At 69.2% G+C, this 18,427-nt stretch carries 21 protein-coding genes and 1 pseudogene; 11 read left to right on the top strand and 11 right to left on the bottom strand.

Features of this window, described 5'->3' with window-relative positions:
- Nucleotides 1–34 precede the first annotated feature (34 nt).
- Nucleotides 35–208: a hypothetical protein gene (locus OG978_RS39455; protein ID WP_326769823.1), complete on the top strand. Its 174-nt coding sequence runs from the start codon at nt 35–37 to the stop codon at nt 206–208.
- Between the two features lie 91 nt (nt 209–299).
- Here the strand turns inward: OG978_RS39455 and OG978_RS39460 are convergent, their stop codons facing one another.
- The 4 genes from OG978_RS39460 to OG978_RS39475 form a co-directional block, all read right to left on the bottom strand.
- A complete protein-coding gene (locus OG978_RS39460; protein WP_326769824.1) occupies nt 300–1,139 on the bottom strand; it encodes an SDR family oxidoreductase in 840 nt (279 codons plus the stop codon).
- A gap of 425 nt (nt 1,140–1,564) precedes the next feature.
- Entirely contained in the window at nt 1,565–1,780 is a 216-nt protein-coding gene (locus tag OG978_RS39465; protein WP_326769825.1) for a hypothetical protein, read from the bottom strand.
- A 33-nt stretch (nt 1,781–1,813) separates the two neighbouring features.
- Nucleotides 1,814–2,071 (bottom strand): hypothetical protein, encoded by a 258-nt coding sequence (locus tag OG978_RS39470; protein WP_326769826.1) that lies wholly within the window; start codon nt 2,069–2,071, stop codon nt 1,814–1,816.
- Nucleotides 2,072–2,166: 95 nt separating this feature from the next.
- The gene (locus OG978_RS39475) at nt 2,167–3,519 is read right to left on the bottom strand and encodes an MFS transporter (protein ID WP_326769827.1); all 1,353 of its coding nucleotides are present in this window, start codon (nt 3,517–3,519) and stop codon (nt 2,167–2,169) included.
- A gap of 103 nt (nt 3,520–3,622) precedes the next feature.
- Between OG978_RS39475 and OG978_RS39480 the strand changes: the two genes are divergently transcribed.
- The gene (locus OG978_RS39480) at nt 3,623–3,982 is read left to right on the top strand and encodes an ArsR/SmtB family transcription factor (RefSeq protein WP_326769828.1); all 360 of its coding nucleotides are present in this window, start codon (nt 3,623–3,625) and stop codon (nt 3,980–3,982) included.
- An 8-nt stretch (nt 3,983–3,990) separates the two neighbouring features.
- Here the strand turns inward: OG978_RS39480 and OG978_RS48520 are convergent, their stop codons facing one another.
- Nucleotides 3,991–4,287 (bottom strand): hypothetical protein, encoded by a 297-nt coding sequence (locus OG978_RS48520; RefSeq protein WP_442817810.1) that lies wholly within the window; start codon nt 4,285–4,287, stop codon nt 3,991–3,993.
- Nucleotides 4,288–5,091: 804 nt separating this feature from the next.
- Between OG978_RS48520 and OG978_RS39490 the strand changes: the two genes are divergently transcribed.
- The 3 genes from OG978_RS39490 to OG978_RS39500 all read left to right on the top strand — a co-directional run bounded on the left by OG978_RS39490 (nt 5,092) and on the right by OG978_RS39500 (nt 8,331).
- Complete coding sequence (locus tag OG978_RS39490) at nt 5,092–6,243, top strand: PLP-dependent cysteine synthase family protein (RefSeq protein ID WP_326769829.1); 1,152 nt, start codon at nt 5,092–5,094, stop codon at nt 6,241–6,243.
- A gap of 50 nt (nt 6,244–6,293) precedes the next feature.
- Nucleotides 6,294–7,514 (top strand): MFS transporter, encoded by a 1,221-nt coding sequence (locus tag OG978_RS39495; protein ID WP_442817871.1) that lies wholly within the window; start codon nt 6,294–6,296, stop codon nt 7,512–7,514.
- A gap of 358 nt (nt 7,515–7,872) precedes the next feature.
- Entirely contained in the window at nt 7,873–8,331 is a 459-nt protein-coding gene (locus OG978_RS39500; protein WP_326769831.1) for a BlaI/MecI/CopY family transcriptional regulator, read from the top strand.
- A gap of 84 nt (nt 8,332–8,415) precedes the next feature.
- On the opposite strand, the gene OG978_RS39505 is transcribed toward OG978_RS39500, so the two are convergent.
- The gene (locus tag OG978_RS39505) at nt 8,416–9,651 is read right to left on the bottom strand and encodes an IS110 family transposase (RefSeq protein WP_326763311.1); all 1,236 of its coding nucleotides are present in this window, start codon (nt 9,649–9,651) and stop codon (nt 8,416–8,418) included.
- Between the two features lie 873 nt (nt 9,652–10,524).
- Here OG978_RS39505 and OG978_RS39510 point away from each other — a divergent pair.
- From OG978_RS39510 to OG978_RS39530, 5 genes are all read left to right on the top strand, one after another.
- Nucleotides 10,525–10,686, top strand: coding sequence for a hypothetical protein (locus tag OG978_RS39510; RefSeq protein ID WP_326769832.1), 162 nt, complete (start codon nt 10,525–10,527; stop codon nt 10,684–10,686).
- A gap of 596 nt (nt 10,687–11,282) precedes the next feature.
- A complete protein-coding gene (locus OG978_RS39515) occupies nt 11,283–11,618 on the top strand; it encodes an ArsR/SmtB family transcription factor (protein ID WP_326769833.1) in 336 nt (111 codons plus the stop codon).
- Nucleotides 11,618–12,328, top strand: coding sequence for a cation transporter (locus OG978_RS39520; RefSeq protein WP_326769834.1), 711 nt, complete (start codon nt 11,618–11,620; stop codon nt 12,326–12,328). The genes OG978_RS39515 and OG978_RS39520 overlap by 1 nt, the downstream gene beginning before the upstream one ends.
- A gap of 19 nt (nt 12,329–12,347) precedes the next feature.
- A complete protein-coding gene (locus OG978_RS39525; protein WP_326769835.1) occupies nt 12,348–12,692 on the top strand; it encodes a DUF3703 domain-containing protein in 345 nt (114 codons plus the stop codon).
- A gap of 605 nt (nt 12,693–13,297) precedes the next feature.
- Entirely contained in the window at nt 13,298–13,732 is a 435-nt protein-coding gene (locus tag OG978_RS39530; protein ID WP_326769836.1) for an RICIN domain-containing protein, read from the top strand.
- A 93-nt stretch (nt 13,733–13,825) separates the two neighbouring features.
- On the opposite strand, the pseudogene OG978_RS39535 reads toward OG978_RS39530, so the two are convergent.
- From OG978_RS39535 to OG978_RS39555, 5 genes and pseudogenes are all read right to left on the bottom strand, one after another.
- Nucleotides 13,826–14,083: pseudogene (locus OG978_RS39535) on the bottom strand (transposase); the annotation flags it as partial.
- 155 nt (nt 14,084–14,238) lie between these two features.
- Nucleotides 14,239–14,523, bottom strand: a complete 285-nt coding sequence (locus tag OG978_RS39540) for a recombinase family protein (RefSeq protein ID WP_326770297.1) — start codon at nt 14,521–14,523, stop codon at nt 14,239–14,241.
- Between the two features lie 52 nt (nt 14,524–14,575).
- Nucleotides 14,576–15,322 carry an SDR family oxidoreductase gene (locus OG978_RS39545; protein WP_326769837.1) on the bottom strand — a complete coding sequence of 249 codons (747 nt, stop codon included), beginning with the start codon at nt 15,320–15,322 and terminating at the stop codon, nt 14,576–14,578.
- Nucleotides 15,319–16,311 carry an alpha/beta hydrolase family protein gene (locus tag OG978_RS39550; RefSeq protein WP_326769838.1) on the bottom strand — a complete coding sequence of 331 codons (993 nt, stop codon included), beginning with the start codon at nt 16,309–16,311 and terminating at the stop codon, nt 15,319–15,321. Before OG978_RS39550 ends, OG978_RS39545 begins: the two co-directional genes overlap by 4 nt.
- Complete coding sequence (locus tag OG978_RS39555) at nt 16,308–17,228, bottom strand: zinc-binding dehydrogenase (protein WP_326769839.1); 921 nt, start codon at nt 17,226–17,228, stop codon at nt 16,308–16,310. Before OG978_RS39555 ends, OG978_RS39550 begins: the two co-directional genes overlap by 4 nt.
- A gap of 89 nt (nt 17,229–17,317) precedes the next feature.
- Between OG978_RS39555 and OG978_RS39560 the strand changes: the two genes are divergently transcribed.
- Entirely contained in the window at nt 17,318–18,262 is a 945-nt protein-coding gene (locus OG978_RS39560) for a LysR family transcriptional regulator (RefSeq protein WP_326769840.1), read from the top strand.
- The last annotated feature ends 165 nt before the right edge of the window (nt 18,263–18,427 follow it).

The raw sequence follows: 18,427 nt of genomic DNA on the forward strand, positions 1-18,427 counted from the left end.
GGCTCATCATGTCGCTTGTGACACGGATCTTCGGATGGCCGGCGACGGTGAAGTCGGGTTCGACGGCGTTGCGTCCTGTCCTTCGGAGGACCGCGCGGAGCGGCTGCGCGATCTGGCCTTCGGACAGAATCCCGGCAGCGCACTGGTACAGCAGCGGTTGAAAGAGGTGGTGGGCGCGGCGGTCGACCATGTTCACCGCGACCGGTGACAGCCGCAGCGCGCGAGCGGCGAACAACCCGGCGAACCCGCGGCCGAGGGATCGCCACCCGGCGGCGCGTCACGTGGTCTTGCACAGGGGATCAGCCTCCGGTGGCGAATCCGGGGAAGAGTGTCATCCCACCGTCGACGTAGAGCGTGCTGCCGACGACGTAGTCGAGCAGGTCGGAGGACACGGCGACGACGGCGTTGGCGATGTCTTCCGGGTCGCCCACGCGGCGGTACGGAATCAGCCGCAGGAGGTCGGCCTCGGCCTCGGGGGTTGACCAGGCGTCGCGATTGATCGGCGTGCGGATCGCGCCGGGTGCAACCGCGTTGACCCTGATCCGATGGGGGGCCAGCTCCTGGGCGAGGGTCTGCATCAACATCCCCACACCACCCTTGGAGGAGGCGTAGTTCACGTGCCCCGACCAGGGGATGATCTGGTGGACCGAGCTCATGCAGATGATCTTCCCTGCCGACCGGGACACCTCTTCCACCACGCCGCGCCGCATGAACTCCTTGGCGGCCTCCCGAGCACAGAGGAACTGCCCGGTCAGGTTGACGTCGATGACCTTCTGCCACTGGGCGAGCGTCATCTCCGTCACGGCCGAGTCCCGCTGGAGGCCGGCGTTGGCCACCAGGATGTCGATGGTTCCGAACTCCTCGACCATCCGGGCGACCATGGCGACCACCTGGTCCTCGTTGGACACGTCGGCCTCGTGGGCGTAGGCGCGAACCCCGAAGTCCTCGATCTGCGCACAGACCTTCTCGGCCTCGTCCGCACCGACGACGTAATTCACCACCACGTCCGCTCCGGCCCGGCCCAGAGCAATGGCAGTCGCCTTGCCGATACCCGAGTTGGCACCGGTCACCAGCGCCTTCTGGCCCCTGAGCAGCTGCGCGGACGTCGCCCCACGGTTCTCGTCGGAGTTTCCTGCCACCACGATCTCTCCTCTCGGCGTTTCGGACGGCACGCCCTCAGGGAACGGGCGAGCGCCTGGGGCGGGCCAGGCGTCGGCCGGCCCGCCAGGACAGACACAGGAGCCGTCGCACATCCGGCCTACAGACGAAAGCACCCTCCGCCGCAGGCGGGACAGACCGGCGCGCAATGCAGCTGTATTTCGGTCGGGCACCTCACACGGTCGGGCTACGAGCTGCCCCCGAATCGCGCGTCCCGCGGCCGATGTCAGCACGCCTTCGCTCGGCGAACTGGTCGCCCGGTGAATGATCCCCGTCCGTGTGCCGCCCTGCCCCCTACCAGCGGATGCCGAGAGCATCCAGATCCGCCCGACGCTGCTCGGTGAGCTTCGCGGCCCGCTTGCGGACGTTGTCGAGCCATGTCCCCAGCCGTTCGGTCACAGGCCCGTCAGTCCCGCCCTGACCGCCTCCCGGACCTCTCCATCTCCAGCTGCTCAGCATGCTTCCGGGGCACGCTCAGGTGCCCTTCGTGTGTGTGGAACTGCTGCGCCGCGGCGAGGTTGAGCGCCCACATATCGTCCTGGGTGCGTTTCACCGGTCGTTCGTCCTCCTTGGCCGGCTCCAGGCCGAGGACGTTTTCCAGGAGCCATTGCTGCGCGGGCACCAGCTGTTCCCACCCGTGCCGCTGCGTGGTGACTCACCGTCCGAGGTCTTCGCCTTGGACGACCACCTCACCGGCCGCCATGGATACGGCCCCGCCACCCTGGACGTGGGTCTGGGTGAGTCGGAAGCAGCGTTGCCATCCTGCGTCCCAGGCCGGGCACCACCCTGGATCGATCTCTTCCAGCGCTTCGCGCCGTGCCTCGGTCGGGGCGCACGTGCTGGTTTCGACGGTGAGGCCGGCTTCGCGCCGTTGTGCGTTCTGATGCTCGATGGACGGGTGGGCGCTGGTCATCACGGGATCCTCGCAGTTGGGTCTGACATACCCGGCGCTGGCTTGGTTGCCAACCGTGGCAGGCCGCATTGGGGGCCTGGCTGTCAGGGTGATGTTCAGGATCGGGCTGTGTGGCGAGTTGCGGGCCAGTTCGGATGCAGGTGGTCGATGACGTAGTCGTGGCTGTGCTGGTAGCCGTCCGAGGTGAGGCGGGCTTCAGCGAGGTGGGGGTGACCGGACGGAAGGTGGTGGTGGTGGTGGTCAAGTCGCGCCATGTCGGGGGCGGGCCAGATCAACACGGCGGTCAGAGCGCCGGCCATCGCGATGGCCCCGAGCACCCAGCAAGCGGTGGCCATCCCCGCGGCGGAGGCGAGCCAGCCGGCCAGCGGATAGGTGAGAAGCCAGCAGCTGTGGGAGAGGGAGAACTGGGCGGCGAACGCGGCCGGTAGGTCGGCTCGTGCGGCCGAGCGTCGGATCAGCCGTCCGGTGGGGGTGAGTACTGCGGAGCATGCGGCGCCGAAAGCGGTCCAGGCGGTGAGGAGGGCCGGCCAGGACGGACTTTCGGACGTCGCGATGCCGTACGCGGCGAAGACCACGGGTAGGGCGAACGCCACGGGGAGCATGACGGCACGGTCGCTCACACGCTCCAGGATCCGGGGCAGCATCAGGGCGGCCGCCATCGATCCGGCGCCGTAGGCACTCAGGGCGAGGGAAACGTCCCCGGCCGTCCGGTGCAGGTGATCACGGACCAGGACGACCGTGTTGACGATGACCATTGCGCCCGCCGCCGCGACCGCGAGGTCCAGTGCGAGCAGGGCACGCAGGCGGGGGGTGACCCAGAACAGCCGGAGGCCGAAGGCGGCTTTGGCGCGCGGCCGGCCGGTGTGCTCCGCAGGGGCGGGCTTGGGCAGGACGCAGGAGACGACCAGGGCGGCGGAGGCAAGGAAGCCGACGGACGTTCCGGCGAACAGCCAGTTGTACGTGACCAACGACAGCAGGGCCGCGGCCAGCGCCGGGCTGAACAGGCTCTCCAGATCGTAGGCGAGGCGGGACATCGACAGCGCCCGGGTGTAGTCGCGCTCGGCGGGCAGGACGGCGGGAATGGTGGCCTGGAAGGTCGGGGTGAAGGCCGCGGATGCCGCCTGCAGCAGGAAGATCAGGACGTAGATCTGCCAGACCTGTGTGACGAACGGCAGCGCCAGTGCGACCACGGCTCGCGTGAGGTCCATCGCCACCATCAGCGTGCGCCGCGGTATGCGATCCGCTACCGCGCTCACCACCGGTGCGACGGCCACGTAGGCGACCATCTTGATGGCCAGCGCCGTCCCCAGCACCGCAGAAGCGCCCGTGCCTGCGATGTCGTAGGCCAGCAGGCCCAGCGCCACCGTTGCCAGACCAGTACCCAACAGGGCGACGACCTGCGCGGCGAACAGGTAGCGGTAGATGCGGTTGCGCAGCACAAAAAGCACGGGCGCGTCCTTCGGTCGGCAGCTCGAACACTCACCACCATAGTTATGTGTGCGCACCTGCGCACATATGCACGAGAAGGCGTTCCGGGCCTACGATGACCTCATGCCTGCACGCGAACAGACGCCAGTTGCACCTAAGGCGCACCTGCGCACACCGGGCCCCGAACAACTGCACACCGCTTCTACGGTCTTCGCGCTGCTCGCCGATCCGACGAGGCTTCATCTGCTGTGGCTACTGGCCAACGGCGAGGCAGACGTCACCGCGCTCACCACCGCCAGCGGGGCCGCCCGGCCCGCCGTCAGCCAGCACCTGGCCAAACTGCGGCTCGCCGGGCTCGTCCACTCCCGCAAGGAAGGCCGGCGAGCCGTGTACGCCCTCGGCGACGGACACCTGCGCCGCCTGGTCATCGAGGCCATCAGTCACGCCGACCACCAAGTCACCGGAGAGCCCTGGCACTCCTGAGAAGGGCATCACCCGGACTGGTTCAACGCTCTGGCCGGTTCACGGTTGGCAGCCCGTGCTGCATCGAGCTCCTCTGTCCGTTCTTCGAGTTCACCCTGTTTGTCGGCAAGTTCTTGTTCGGTCAGGGTGATGCGCTGCTGAAGTGGCGTCGCTCCATCCGGTGCCGACGCTGCCCATGTACCGCAGGCCGCCGCCGTGCCGCTCGCCCGCCAGTAGGGCGCCGGGCAGACCGGCGAGCGGCCGTGGCCGGCACCCATCCGCACGCGATCGCATCGACGGTCCGGATATTTCTGATCTTGATCCATGCGTGGGAGCGGAGCCCGGGTTCGCACACGGAGGTGAGCCGGAAGCCGTGGAGATCCTGCCGCGCGGTGAGTTGGTGGTCGTCGTCGTGGGGGCGGCGCGCGGCGGGGTTCTTGCGCACTCGGAGCCGACTGCCGAGGTGCTGCCGGGGTTCCTGCGGCGGACCTGGCGAGCGCACACAGTGCGGCCGGCCGCACCTAACGAGCACTTCATGTAATGAACCGGGTACGCTAGGTGACGTGTTCGTGATGCGGCGTCGCTCGTGGTCGTCAGCGCTCCCGGCGATCCTCGCCTTGGTGCTGGCCTCTCTCGTGCACGTCCTTGCCTGTGCCCACGGGCCAGAACTCGGACGGGCTGCCGGTTCCGACTCGCTGCCCGTCGCGGCCACGGCAGTGGTCGCGGACACCGGGCCGCTCCCCGGACTGGAGACCGCAGGGACCGATGGAGAGCCGGGGCTGCGGTTCGCCGACTGCGCGGGGGCGGACGATCCGGGTGTGCTGTCCCGGGATGTAGCTGCGCCGCCGGCACCGGATGCTGGGGCGCCCGCAGGCGCGGTGCAGCAGGTGTCGTTCGCGGCTGCCTGGCGGGGAGCCCCAGGAGGGGGCTCGCCAGGGCCTCACGATGAGCAGCAGCGGATGCGGTCGGTGCTTGGGGTATGGCGGACCTGATCGGGACGCACCGCACGCAGTGACGCAGTTGCCGAATGGCCGGACTGCGTCGCGGCCGTGGCGGTGTTGAGCGTTCCTGAACAGTCGTCACGATCACGCGGTCCACCCATGGGGTGGGGCTGTGGGAGACCTCACACGATGAACCCTTCTGACATCACTGCCGGCTTTTCGCCTGCCCAGCTGCTGGCGCCCTTCGCCCCGGCCGCGCACACCCCGGCCGGACTGGTCGGTGACACCCCGGTGCTGTGGGTCGGTGAACCGTTCACCGACCCGGGCCGGGGGTTCTGGGCCAAGCTGGAAGGCCACAATCCGGGCGGGATCAAGGACCGGACCGCGCTGTACATGGTGGCCCGCGCCCGCGAACGCGGCGAGCTGCTGCCCGGCGCACGGATCATCGAGTCGACCTCCGGCACGCTGGGGCTGGGCCTGGCACTGGCCGGGGTGACGTCCGGGCATCCGGTGGCGGTGGTCACCGACCCCGGCATGGAGCCTCTGATGCGGGGCCTGCTGACCGCCTACGGCGCCGAGCTGCACCTGGTGAGCGAGCCGCACCCGGTCGGGGGCTGGCAGCAGGCCCGCCGGGAGAAAGTCGACGAGCTGCTGATCGCCTGTCCGGATGCATGGTGCCCGGATCAGTACCACAATCCCGACAACGTGGCCGCCTACGCGCCCCTCGCCCACGAGCTGGTCGCCCAGCTCGGCCGGATCGACACGCTCGTGGTGAGCGTAGGCACCGGCGGGCACTCGGCCGGAATCGGCCGCATCCTGCGCGGCTTCTTCCCCGCCCTGCGGATCGTGGGGGTGGACACCTGCGGCTCCACGATCTTCGGGCAGCCCGCCGCACCCCGCCTGATGCGGGGACTGGGCTCCAGCATCTACCCGCGCAATGTCGACTACACCCTGTTCGACGAAGTGCACTGGGTCGCCGCCGCGGAGGCGGTCCGCTCCGCCCGCGCCCTCGCGAAAGCCCAGTACGCGACCGGCGGGTGGAGCGTAGGCGCGGTCGCGCTGGTCGCCCGCCACCTGGCCGCCACCTCCCCGGCGGAGAGCAGGATCGCCGCAGTCTTCCCCGACGGACCGCAGCGCTACATCGGCACGGTCTTCGACGACGACTGGTGCCGCGCCCACCGGCTGCTCGGCCAGGAAACGGCCGACGCGCCCGACGAGCTCACGCATCCGGGCGAGCGGGTCGTCGAACGATGGAGCCGCTGCACGACGGTCCTCGATCCCCTCGCCGGCGCCGGCCTGGAGGTCGCGGGTGGGCGCGGGCCAGTGGGGGTGGCCCGGTGAAGACGCTGCTGGCCACGACACGCAGCTTCCCCCCAGCGGTGCGACTGCTGATGGTGAACCAGTTCGCCATCAACCTAGCCTTCTACATGCTCATGCCCTACCTTGCCGCCCACCTGGCTGGTGAGCTGGGGCTCGCGGCCTGGGCGGTCGGCCTCGTGCTGGGAGTGCGGAACTTCTCCCAGCAGGGCATGTTCCTCATCGGCGGCACCATCGCCGACCGCTTCGGCTACAAGACTCCGATCATGGCCGGCTGTCTGCTGCGCACCGGCGGGTTCGCCCTGCTCGGGTGGGTCGACAACCTGCCCGCCCTCATCGCCGCCTCGGCGGCCACCGGCTTCGCCGGCGCCCTGTTCAACCCGGCCGTACGCGCCTTCCTGGCCGCCGAGGCCGGCGAGCGGCGGTTGGACGCCTTCGCCGCGTTCAACGTCTACTACCAGGCCGGGATGTTGCTCGGCCCGCTGGTCGGCCTAGCCCTGCTGGCCGCCGACTTCCGCCTGGTGTGCACCGTCGCGGCCGCCGTCTTCGCCGCCCTCACCGTGCTCCAGGCCCGGGCCCTGCCCGCCCGCCGCGCCCCGGCCGCCAAGGGCAGCGAAGGCGGGGGCGGGGTGCTGGCGCAGTGGCGGCATGTGGTGGCCAACCGGCCGTTCCTGCTGTTCTCGCTCGCGATGATCGGCTCCTACGTGTTGACCTTCCAGGTCTACCTGGCCCTGCCGATGGCCGCCGACACCGTTCTGGGAGCCGACGGCACGAAGGCCACGAGCGGGCTGTTCGTGCTGTCGGCCGCGGTCGCGGTGGTAGGGCAGCTGAAGCTGACCGGCTGGGCGAAGAAGAGGTGGAGCCGCGAGCAGGCGATGGTGCGCGGGCTGGCCGCCATCGGCCTGTCCTTCGCTCCCCTCACCCTCGGCCCTGCCGGTACAGGGGTATGGCAGACCGGCCTTCAGCTGACGGCCCTTGCCGCGGCGGTGGTCCTGCTGGCTGCGGGCAGTGCGGTGGTCTACCCCTTGGAGATGGATACCGTCGTCGCCCTGGCCGGCAACCGGCTGGTGGCCACCCACTACGGCTTCTACAGCACCGTCTCCGGCCTGGGGGTCACGCTGGGGAACCTGGCCACCGGGGCCCTGTGGGACTTCGCCTCCGTCCACGACGCTCAGTGGTTGACATGGGCAGCCCTGACGGCGACCGGGCTCGGCTGCGCAGGTGCGGTGTACGCGCTCGCCCGCACCGGGCGGATCAGCTCCGCACCTCCTGTCTCGGCACCAGTGCCCGCATAGGGAGGAGGCCGAGGGTGCACCTGCCCGCCCGGGGCTGGCGCCGTCCCGCAGGGCCGAGGAATCGGCAGAGGAACGCTCCGCCGGAATGAGCGGTGGAGAGGAGCCCCGGTCCGCGGGAATCTGACCAGGGCTCCGGCATGTGTGCCGTCGGTGGCGGCACGGACCCCGAACCGTCGTCTGGACGTTGGTACGTCGGACGGGCTTCTCGACCGCAGCCAACAGAGCAGCGGCGATGCTCACCATTATCCTCGCCTCGTCCGGGGCTGTACGTGACCACCGATGCAGACGTGACACCCTCCTTCTGGGTTCTGTATCGCGCTACGCGAGTGCAGCACGCAGGAAGCGGCACCGCAGACCTATGATTTGGTCTCGGTGCGCGAGCACGAAAGAGGGGCGGGGAACGCGACGGCTCGGGGAGCTTGAAGCCGAAATCATGGACTGCCTGTGGAAGTGGGACAGGCCGGCGACAGTCCGTGAGGTTGTCGACGCCATCAGCCTCCGTCGTCCGGCTGCCTATACGACCGTGATGACGGTGGCCACGATCCTCTTCATGCCCTTGGCTCGGCATATGCGAGAGCAGATTCCACTACTGCTCGAAATGGCCGCTGACGACCACGCGCTGCGCCACTGCTCACGCCACACGCTGGCTGCCGCCATGTTCACCATGGCGTCGAGCGAAGCACTGCAGGGGGCTCTGGCCGCAGGGGGGTGCCCCTATCTGTTTCGTCAACCCTGTCAGGGTCGGTTCGTGGGAGTTGGTGCTGGTTTTTGGGAACGTCCCGCGAAGCGGGACGTTCCCGGCGGATCGGGTGCCTGATGGGCAGCCCGGTGGCCGGCACGGCGGGGGTGGCCGTGCCGGTGCGCGCGTGATGGGGTCAGGAAGGGAGGGGCGGTGGTGCTGTCAGGCCGCGAGGCCGATGTCGCCGGGGGTTCGTGGTTCGTAGAGGGCCCCGGTGCGGATCATTGCGTGGATGACGTTCACACGTTGGCGGGCCAGGCGGAGGATCGCTTGGGTGTGGGTCTTGCCGCGTGCGCGTTGACGGTCGTAGTAGGTGCGGGAGGAGCGGTCGGATTTGCAGCCGATCGCGGCGAACGCGGCCTGGAAGAGGGCGCGTTTGAGGAGTCGGTTGCCGCGGTGGGGTGCGTGCTCGCCACGGATGGAGGTGCCCGAGGACTTGGTGGCGGGGGCGAGTCCGGCGTAGGAGGCGAGGTGTCCTGCGGTGGGGAAGGTGGTGCCGTCGCCGATGGCGACGATCACGGCGGCGGTGGTCCTGACGCCCATGCCGGGCATGGAGGTCAGGAGGTGGAAAAGAGGGAGGGCCTCCAGCAGGGCGGCGATCTCCTGCTCGGCCTGGCGGCGCTGGGTGTGGGCGGCGGCGAGCTGGGCGGCAAGTCCGGGCACGATCAGCGCGCTGGCCTCGGTGCCGGGCACGATGACGGTCTGCTCGGCAAGCGCGTCGAAGATCTCCGCGGTGAGGTGGTGGGCCTTGCGCGAGCCGTGCGCCTTGAGCAGGGCCTCGCAGCGGGCGTGGCCCAGTTTCTTCAGCCTGGCCGGGGAGCCGTGCCGTTCAAGGAGGGCCAGGATGTAGGGGTAGCCCAGCCGGGGGCCGACCACCCGCTCCAGGGTGGGATGGATCTGGGAGAGCAGGCCGCGCAGCCGGTTGGAGGTGCGGTTGACCTCGCCGGCCAGGTCGTTGTCGTAGCCGGTGAGCATGGTCAGCTCGGCCAGCTTCTCGTCGTCGCGGTCCACCGCGCGCAGGGTGTGCGGCATGGTCCGGGCGGTGTCGGCGATGACGAAGGCGTCGCGGGCGTCGGTCTTGGCTTCGCCCGGGTAGAGGTCGGCGGCCCGGCGCATCGAGAGTCCCGGCAGGTAAGCGACCCGGCAGCCGGTCGCGCGGGCCACGGTCAGTGGCAGCGCGCCGATGTTGGCGACCTGGTCCACGATCACCAGGACGGTGCCGAACTTGGCCCTGAGCTTGTCGAACAACTCCCGCAGGCGGGCCTCGGTGTTGGGCAGCTTCTTGTCGTGGACGGTCTTGCCCTGCCCGGTCAGGCCGCGGGCGTGGTGGAACTCCTTGCCCAGGTCCAGGCCGAGGAACAGACCTATGCCGGAGATATCGATGACGGTGTCGGCCATGCGCGATGCCCCTCTTCGGTCGTGCCTTTCGCATCCGTCCCGGCCGTCCCTGCGGCACCACACGCCGGCAACCACGTTACGCAGACATCCCGCCCGTGAAGAGGTCCGGCGTTGCACCGGACCAGGCAGTCGTCAGGCCCCTCATCAGCGGTCAAGCGGTGCCCCGAAGCCCGGCGGCAACACCCCCCAGGTCATCGACTTCGACAGGGGGCACACAGCCATACCGGACCCGGGGGCCAGGCGCCCCATTTCGGGGCCACAGAAAAGGTAACGGGGCAAACGGCGCTGATCCGCCTGAAGAGAGTCCTGGGGCCGGCTCACAGTGCGCATCCCGCGCTGCGCTGCGCCGTCGGTGCGAGCGCCGCCATGACGCCGTTTCTTCCTGTGCTGCTGGCGTGCCACGCCGGACTGGGGTAGCCCACCCGCACGCCCCGGCTGTGGCCGGGGACGCCCGCATCTCGGCCACAAGAATCCGGGTACTGAACCCTCCTCCTGACCCGAGCCGTCGATGTCCAGGATCAGCCCGGTCCCGTCGGCACGAGCCGACGCACTGAGTGTGCCCCTCTTCCCGCTCTCCGGATCGGACGGGCAGGTCTATCAAAGTGGTCGTGCCCGTTTAGGGTGAGGACGGGCGTGGTGGTGGCCGCTGACTTGCCGCAGCATCCGCTGGCGCATCCGTCGGCCGCTTGCAGGGTCTGCGGGGTGGTTGTCTTGGGGCGGGCAGGGGGAGTCGCGGGCCGACTGGTGGTGGGGGATTCGGGTCTTGAGTCCGGCCCGGGACTATGCAGATGCGCCGAAGTGCCGCATTTGTGGCCTAAATTGAATCAATGCAGTAATCCGCCCACTACCCAGGCCGTCCGCGGACTGGGGCGGGTGGCGGTACTCGCCCTCTTCCTGGAGAAGTTCACCAAGTCCGGCGGCGTCCGGTTCCCCATCGGGCAGGCTGGCCGAACTGCCGGTTTCGGTCTCGTCCTCGACGGCGTCGGCGTCGGCGAGCGGGGCAGCACCATGGTGTCGAAAACGTGCACGACGTGAAGCCGCGACCCGATGCCGGGCAGCACACAGGCGTGGTCGGGTCGCGAAGTCGTCCGGTCAGCGTTCCAGTCCCTTATGCCACAACGGCACCTTTCGCAGAGACCGTCAGATCGGGGGATGGTGTTGGGGCGGGCATGCTTCTGCGTGCCCGCCCCATCTGCGGTTTCCCGTCTACGTCTTCGTCGTCATTGCAGCTTCGCTGCGTTCGCGATGACCTTCTTCAGTAGGCCGGCCGTCTCGGCCGGGGGTGGTCCCGCGTTCGGAGGAGACTGCTCGGCCGATGGCGCTGTCCTGGCACTGACCGGGCAGGATCAGCCGAGGGCGCCGCCGAGTGCAGTCAGTAGTTCACGCTCACGCGATCCAGGCCCATCGACCTTCGGGGACGGTGCTCAAAGCGAAGCCTCCAGCAGGACGTCGTCGCGGAGGAACGCGCCCTCCGCGCGGCCCAGCTCGAGGAGGTGCTGGAGGGGCAGATGGAGGTCACCCGCATCAGCCGAGGGTCCGCCAGCTGCTGATGCTGACTCACCTGATCACGCGGCTCCACCCGATCAGAGTTCAGGATTTCCTGAATCCAGGATTCTCTGTATTGTCGAAGGGTGCTGACCATCGCCCCGGAAGTCGAAGTGCTTGCGCGTTTCGGCCGTGCTCTTGCTGACCCCATCCGCTGCCAGCTGTTGCTGGCCCTGCGGGATGCCCCCGCCTATCCGTCCGACCTCGCCGACAAGATCGGGGTCTCGCGGACCCGGCTGTCGAACCACTTGGCCTGTCTGCGTGACTGCGGTCTCGTCGTCACGGTCCCCGACGGCCGCCGCACCCGATACGAGCTCGCCGACCCCCGCCTCGGGCACGCGCTGGACGACCTCCGCACCGCGGTCGTTGCCGTCGAGACGGACAAGACCTGCGTCGACGCCGAGACGAAGGGCTGCTGCTGATGACCGCGATATCCCTCGGCCCGTCCCCGGCCCGCCGCGACGCGCTGACCAAGCGAATACGGCTGCTGGTCGCCGCGACGATCACCTACAACGTGATCGAGGCGATCGTCGCGATCACCGCCGGCACCCTCGCCTCCTCCACCGCGCTGATCGGCTTCGGCCTCGACTCCGTCATCGAGGTCTCCTCCGCCGCCGCGGTCGCCTGGCAGTTCTCCGCGACCGACCACGCCGTCCGCGAAGCCCGCGAGAAGCGCACCCTGCGGATCATCGCCGTCTCGTTCTTCGCGCTCGCCGCCTACGTCACCGTCGACGCCCTCCAGGCCCTGACGGGCACCGGCGAAGCCGAGCACTCCACCCCGGGCATCGTCATCGCCGCCCTCTCGCTGGCGATCATGCCGTTCCTGTCCGCCGCCCAACGCAAGACCGGACGCGAACTCGGCTCCGCGACCGCCGTCGCCGACTCCAAGCAGACCCTGCTCTGCACCTACCTCTCCGCCGTCCTCCTGGTCGGCCTCGTCGCCAACAGCCTCTTCGGCTGGTCCTGGGCCGACCCGATCGCCGCCCTCGTCATCGCCGCCGTCGCCATCAAGGAAAGCCGCGAAGCCTGGCGCGGAGACGCCTGCTGCAGCCCCATCCCCACCACAAGCCCGATGACTGCGGCCGAGACCGACACCCGCGGCTGCAAGCCCGGCTGCACCCGCTGCAACTGACCGACTCTGGGAGACTCCGATGCCCCGCACCATGCCCGCCGACGTCCGCACCGCCTGCACCGCGGAAATGACGGCCGCCCGCACCGCTGCGGACCCAGCCGACCGCTGGCGTCACCTGGAGCGGGCCCACATCCTGTCCCAGCCCTGGCCCTGGCCCCACACCCGCAACCACATCGCCATGCTCGGCCTCGCCCTGCGACAGCGCGACCGGCGCGAAGCCCTCGGCCAGGTCATCCGAATCATCGTTGCTGCCCCCGGATCAGCCCTCGGCCGCTACCCCGAAGGCAACACCGGCAGAGCCGACGTCCCCCTCACCAAGCCCATGCCACTGCCCGACGACCTCGCCGCCATCCTCAGCACCTGACCAGAACCGAAGCGATCAACGGTCAACGCCAAACCCCGTCCACAACCTTGCCGCGCACCGGGCCGCCTGGAGCCCCGCTGGCGGAGCAGGACCGGCCGGACGGGGCGAGCAGATCGCGGTAACTGTCACGAACCGGAACGTGGCGCCGCGCGTGACCGGCCAAGGCCACCTGGCAATCGGTCGAGATCACATGTCAGAGGACACACCAACTGTGACTACTGCACTGTCACGCGCCCCTTCCACGGGTGCAACGTCGCCCGGCCCGGCTCCCGGACCGCGGGCCGGGGCGTGAAGCCGCCCGCCTTCCCCGTCACGACGGTCGACGGTCTCGCTCTGCCGGAGGCGTCACCGTGAGCTGCCTGTGGTTCCCACGGGTGGGTGATCATCTTCGCTCTAACGGGGGCTGTCTGGAGATATCCACTACCGGCGACCGGCAGCGGAATCGCAGGATCAGTGGGCACCAACTGCTGGTCTCGTGGCGGTGCTTCGGTACCCCTTGAACGATTGGGATTCTGCTCATGGCTTCGCTCCTTTCTCCTCGCTGTCTTGGTTCCCTCACTGGCGCGGCGCTCATGCTCGCCCTCGGCGCGGGGGTGCCGTCCTCCGTGGCGGCTCCTGCATCCCGGGCTGCCCATGAGGTGTGCCTGGACGTCGGCAATACCCGCAACAACGGTGATCAGGTACGCCTCTGGAAGTGCGCCAACCACAAAAACCAGCGGTTCGTGATCACCAATGGACAGATCAAGGTCGAAGACACGATCGGCGACGCCAAGGAGATGTGCCTGGACGCCGGCAACACCCGCAACAACGGCGACCGCGTACGCATCTGGCAGTGCGTCAACCACACCAACCAGAAGTGGATCGTCCGCAACGCGCAGATCGTGCTCGCCGACACGGTGGGCAAGCGCCAGGAGATGTGCCTGGACGCCGGTAACACCCGCAACAACGGTGACCGTGTCCGCATCTGGCAGTGCGTCGACCACACCAACCAGAAGTGGGTCATCCAGCAGGGCTACATCAAGGTCGCAGACACGATCTGATCGGATCCTCAGCCGCCTCGGCCCTGGCCTCCCTTCCCAGGGCCGAGGCCCGGTGGGCGGTCCGGCCTTCTCCGCCTTCAGTAGCCGGGCGTTCTCCGCCGGCAACCGGGCCGGTTCCTCAGCCGGACTCCCGCCGACCTCGCGGTGCTCGGGCAGTGCCTGCGGCTCGTTTTCCTTGCGGACCCACGTCCGCAGCGACTCGGCGGTGATGCCGAGGTCCGCCGCCACCGCCGCGTATGTGCGCTTGCCGCCCGCGGCGCGGTAGAGCGCGGCCGCGTCCTTCCTGAACTCCTCCGGATACGGAGACTTGCGTCCCGCCTGGACATCTTTCCCTGGACCATCAAGATTCATTGTCAGGGTGTCCACTCCAAAGGATCAGCCTCAGGCTGAGGCGACCCCTGCGGTGTGGACACTCTGAGCAATGGATCTTGTGGGTCCGAGGAAGGGTGTCCTGGTGGGACGTAGGTCTCCGTATCCGGCGGAGTTCAGGAATGGCGCGGTGGTGCTTACCACGCCGCGGGCGGCAAGCGTACGTATGCGGCGGTCGCGGCGGATGTCGGTGTAGGCCAGGCTGTTCTGAAGGCGCGTTCCATCTCGGCGAACAGTGCCAGCAGCAGGAAGGTGATGCGGCCCATGCCCTCGTCGGCGGTGTTGATCGGCAGGGGGTCGGCCAGGGAGCGCACCCCGATCTGCTTGTCGTTCAGATCATGGACGAGGTTGAGGACTTCGCGTAGAGGCAGCGTGGCGGCGTGCTTGTCGTCGAGGGTGCAGAACGGAGCGAGAGCGGCCAGCGGCGCTGCTCCGAAAAAGGCCGATCAGACTGCGCGTGTGTTCGGCCAACCATCAGGCCGGTACGGCACCGACCAGGCCGCCGTCGATGACGAGATCCTGGCCGTTGATGTAGGACGCGTCGGCTGAGGCGAGGAACGCCACAGCCGCGGCGACCTCTTCCGGGCGCCCGAAGCGGCCGGCGACGATCCGGCCGGTGACTGCCTCTGTCTCGGCCTCGGTCAACGCGTCGGCGGGGTACATCGGGGTGTCGATATAGCCGGGGCTGACGGAGTTGACGCGGATACCGCGCGGGGCGAGCGAGGCGGCGAGGGTTCGGGCCAGGTTGTGCACGGCGGCTTTGGTCGCCGAGTAGAGGGTCAGGACGCTGTTGCCCCGGTGGAGGGTCCAGGAGGCGTTGATGACGATCGAGCCTCCGTCCGCCAGCAGCGGCAGTGCCTTTTGGACGGTGAAGAACACGCCCTTGAAGTTGACGTCGATGCCGTGGTCGAAGTCCGGCTCGGTGATGTTCTCGAACGGCAGGAATGTGCCGGTGCCGGCGTTGGCGAAGAGGCCGTCCAGCTGGGCGTGACGGTCCCGGACAGTCTCCATCAGCGCGTCCACTGCGCCGAGGTCGGCGGCGTCGGCCACGATCCCCGAGGCGCCGGGGCCGATCTGCTGGACGGCGGCGTCAATCCGTGCGCGGGTGCGGCCGGTGACGATGACGTGGGCGCCCTCGGCGACGAGGCGGTGTGCGGTCGCCAGGCCCATGCCGCTGGTGCCGCCGGTGATGAGGATGGTCTTCTTGGTGAAGCGGTTCATGCTGGTGTTCCCGTCAGGGTGTGTGTGAGGTGGTCGCTGAGGTGGGGCAGCCAGTCTGGGCGCGCGTTGCCGAGGAGGTGGTCGCCGTGTGGGATGGACAGGTAGGTGCCGTGCGGCGCCAGGCGGGCCAGGGGTTCGCCGTTCGTCACGCCGGGGATGACGTCCTGGTCGCCGTCCACGACCAGCAGCGGAGCCGCGATGCGGGGTGCCAGGGCGGTGAGGTCCACGTGGCGTGCGAACTCGTGGGCGGCGTCGGCTCCTCCCGTGCGACTGGCCATGATGTCCCGTACAGGTGGGGGTAGTTCCTCCCAGTCGAGGCGGAAGGGGCCGCTGACGGTGGCAACGGCCGCCACGCGCGGCTCAAGCGCTGCGGCCCGGGCAGCGAAATAGCCGCCCAGACTCAGGCCGACGAGCCCGATGCGTGCGGCGCCGAGGGCGTCGATGACCAGGCCCACGACCCGCTCGTAGTCCGGCATAAAGGTCGTGGTGGCCGTGAGCACGCCCTGCCCGGGGCCGTCCATCGCGAACACCGCCAGCCCTCTGGCCAGCAGCGCGGACACGAGATCGAGGAACTCCTCCTTGGCCGAGTCCAGGCCGGGAACGACGACCACGGTCCCCGGTGCATTGGAGGGGCCACGCAGCCAGCCGGTGAATCCCTCGCCGCTCACCTGCCGCGCACCGGGCTCCAGCATGTTGAGCGCTCTCCTCAAGGCGTGATCCGCCTCGACGGCAGCACGATGAGCTTCCGCATACGGCGCCAGGGTGGCCAGATGGAACCACCGGGCCGCCATCAGCAGGTACTCACCCGCTGAGAAGGATGATCCCGCGTCCTCCGCGCGCTGGAGGTAGCCGTGTCCAGTGCGCAGGAAGGCCGGCCCCCAGTCGGCGACGGAAGTGAGGCCATCGGTGACGCGCCGGTACTCGTGAGGATCCACGCCCGTGCCGGTGGCGCGTGTCCACTGGGCAGCGGCGAACTCGGTGGTGCTCATCGTGCTCCTCCGGTCAGCAGGACGGCCTTGCCACGTATCCGGCGCTCTCGCAGGTCGACCAGGGTGTCGGCGGTCTGTGCCCAGTCGGTGACGCGGTCGATCTCCGGGTGCAACCGGCCCTGTTCCACGAGGCTCACCAGTGCTGAGAGATCGGAGCCGTACGGGGCGCCGGCGTAGTGGAAGTGCTGGATCGTGACCCGCTCGGGCCCGCCAAGGAGTTGGAAGAAGTCGAGGGACACCGGGGTGCGGCTCGCCTGGCCGAACCAGACGAGCATGCCGCCCGGGCGTACCTTCGACAGGGCGAGTGGCAGATCCGGCCCGCCCGTGGACTCCAGCGCGACATCGAACGGGCCCTGCGCCGCCGCGACCTCATGCACCACCTTCGCGCCCAGCTCCGCAAGCCGCTCCCCGCGCACCGGAGTGGCCGTCACCACAGTCAGTTCGGCTCCGGCCCCAACGGCCAACTCGGTGACGTAGTGGCCGACGCCACCTGAGGCGCCGGTCAGCAGCACCCGTCGGCCAGCCAAGACACCGGCCGTACGAAGCAGCCGCAGGGCAGTGATCCCGGCCAGGGGCAGAGCCGCCGCCCGTGCACTGTCGATGCTGTCCGGGAGCACCGCGAGTGAGTGCGTGGGCACGGCGGCGTACTCGGCCCAGCCACCCTGCGCCGGGTGCCCGACCACCCGGGTGCCGATGTCAGGGCCGGATCCGTCGGCTGCCGCTTGTACGACGAGCCCTGCAATGTCCTTGCCGGGCAGCAGCCCCGGCCGGGGGTGTTCAAGAAGGAATGTCTCGCCCCGGTTCGGCGCGAAGGCCTCGACTTTGATCAGTGCCTCACCGGGCTCCAGCACGGGCTGGGGGACCTCGGCGAAGGCGACCGGGCGCGCCGCATCCCCCGTGGGAATCAGTCTTTGCATGCAGAGGATGTAACCCCTGCGGCCACCCCGCGATCCAACAACGGCCAAGCAAATCTGACAACTTTTGGTTGTCGCCTATGGTGGGAGCCATGGATCTCGACGTGGCGCAGGTACGTGCCTTCGTGCGCACCGCCGAGGAGCTGCACTTCGGTCGGGCGGCCGGGACGCTCGCCATCTCCCAGCAGACGCTGTCCAAGAGGATCGCGCGGCTGGAATCCCTGCTCGGCACCGAGCTGTTCCAGCGCGGCGGCAGCGGCGTACGCCTCACGGAGGCCGGACAGCGTTTCCTCCCACCAGCCCGGCAGGCTGTGGCCGCCGCCGACGCCGCAGTCGCGGCTGTGTTCGGGAAGGAACATCCGCTGCGCGTCGATGTCTGGGGGCACCTCTACGCGCCGATGCGGACGCTGGCCCAGGTTGCCGGACGGTCCGGGGAACTGGCGTTGGGGCACGGGCGCGACCTACCGTCGGTGACGATGGCACTGCTGCACGGCGACATCGACGCGGCTTTCGGCCGAGTCCACCCACCGCTGCCCGCCGGGCTGGCACACCGCCTCGTCCGCCTCGAACCGGTGGACGCTGTACTGAGTACGGACCATCCGCTCGCCGCCGAACCGGCTCTGCGGCCAGACCAGTTGCGCGGCAGCATGCTGTGGGCACCCGGTGCGCTGGACCGGCTCGACTTCCTCCACCGCTTCGCCGACCGATTCGGCATCCAGAACACGGCCACGAGCGTCAACCTAGGGCTCGCCCACTTCCTTGCCGAGGTGGCGGAAGAGCCGCAACGCTTCTCGCTGGTGCCTGCCGATGTGCCACTACCAGAGGTCCCCGGGTTGCGCTCCGTCCCCCTGGTCGATCCCACGCCGCTGTACGCCTGGTCGCTGCTGTGGCGCACCGGAAACGGGCACCCGGGGCTTAAAAGCCTTGCCGCCGCCTGCGCTGAGGAAGCAAGGCGAAGCAGATGGCTGGAGTACGACCCGACCCGTGATTGGCTGCCTGAACCACCCGCGAGTGGTCCCGGTCCCGGACGAAAGTGATCTCGTCGAAGCAGGCAGCGTCAGCCAGGCCGTAGAACCGCCGCGTTTTATAGGTATCGCTCATGAAACAGGCGACTGCCCGGCGGCCCACCTGCGGCGATCACGTTCCATGAGTTGTTGCAAAATGACCGGCACCGGTGGACCCGCTCGCCCGGCCGGCCGAGT

Source organism: Streptomyces sp. NBC_01591 (assembly GCF_035918155.1).
Taxonomy (GTDB): Bacteria; Actinomycetota; Actinomycetes; order Streptomycetales; family Streptomycetaceae; genus Streptomyces.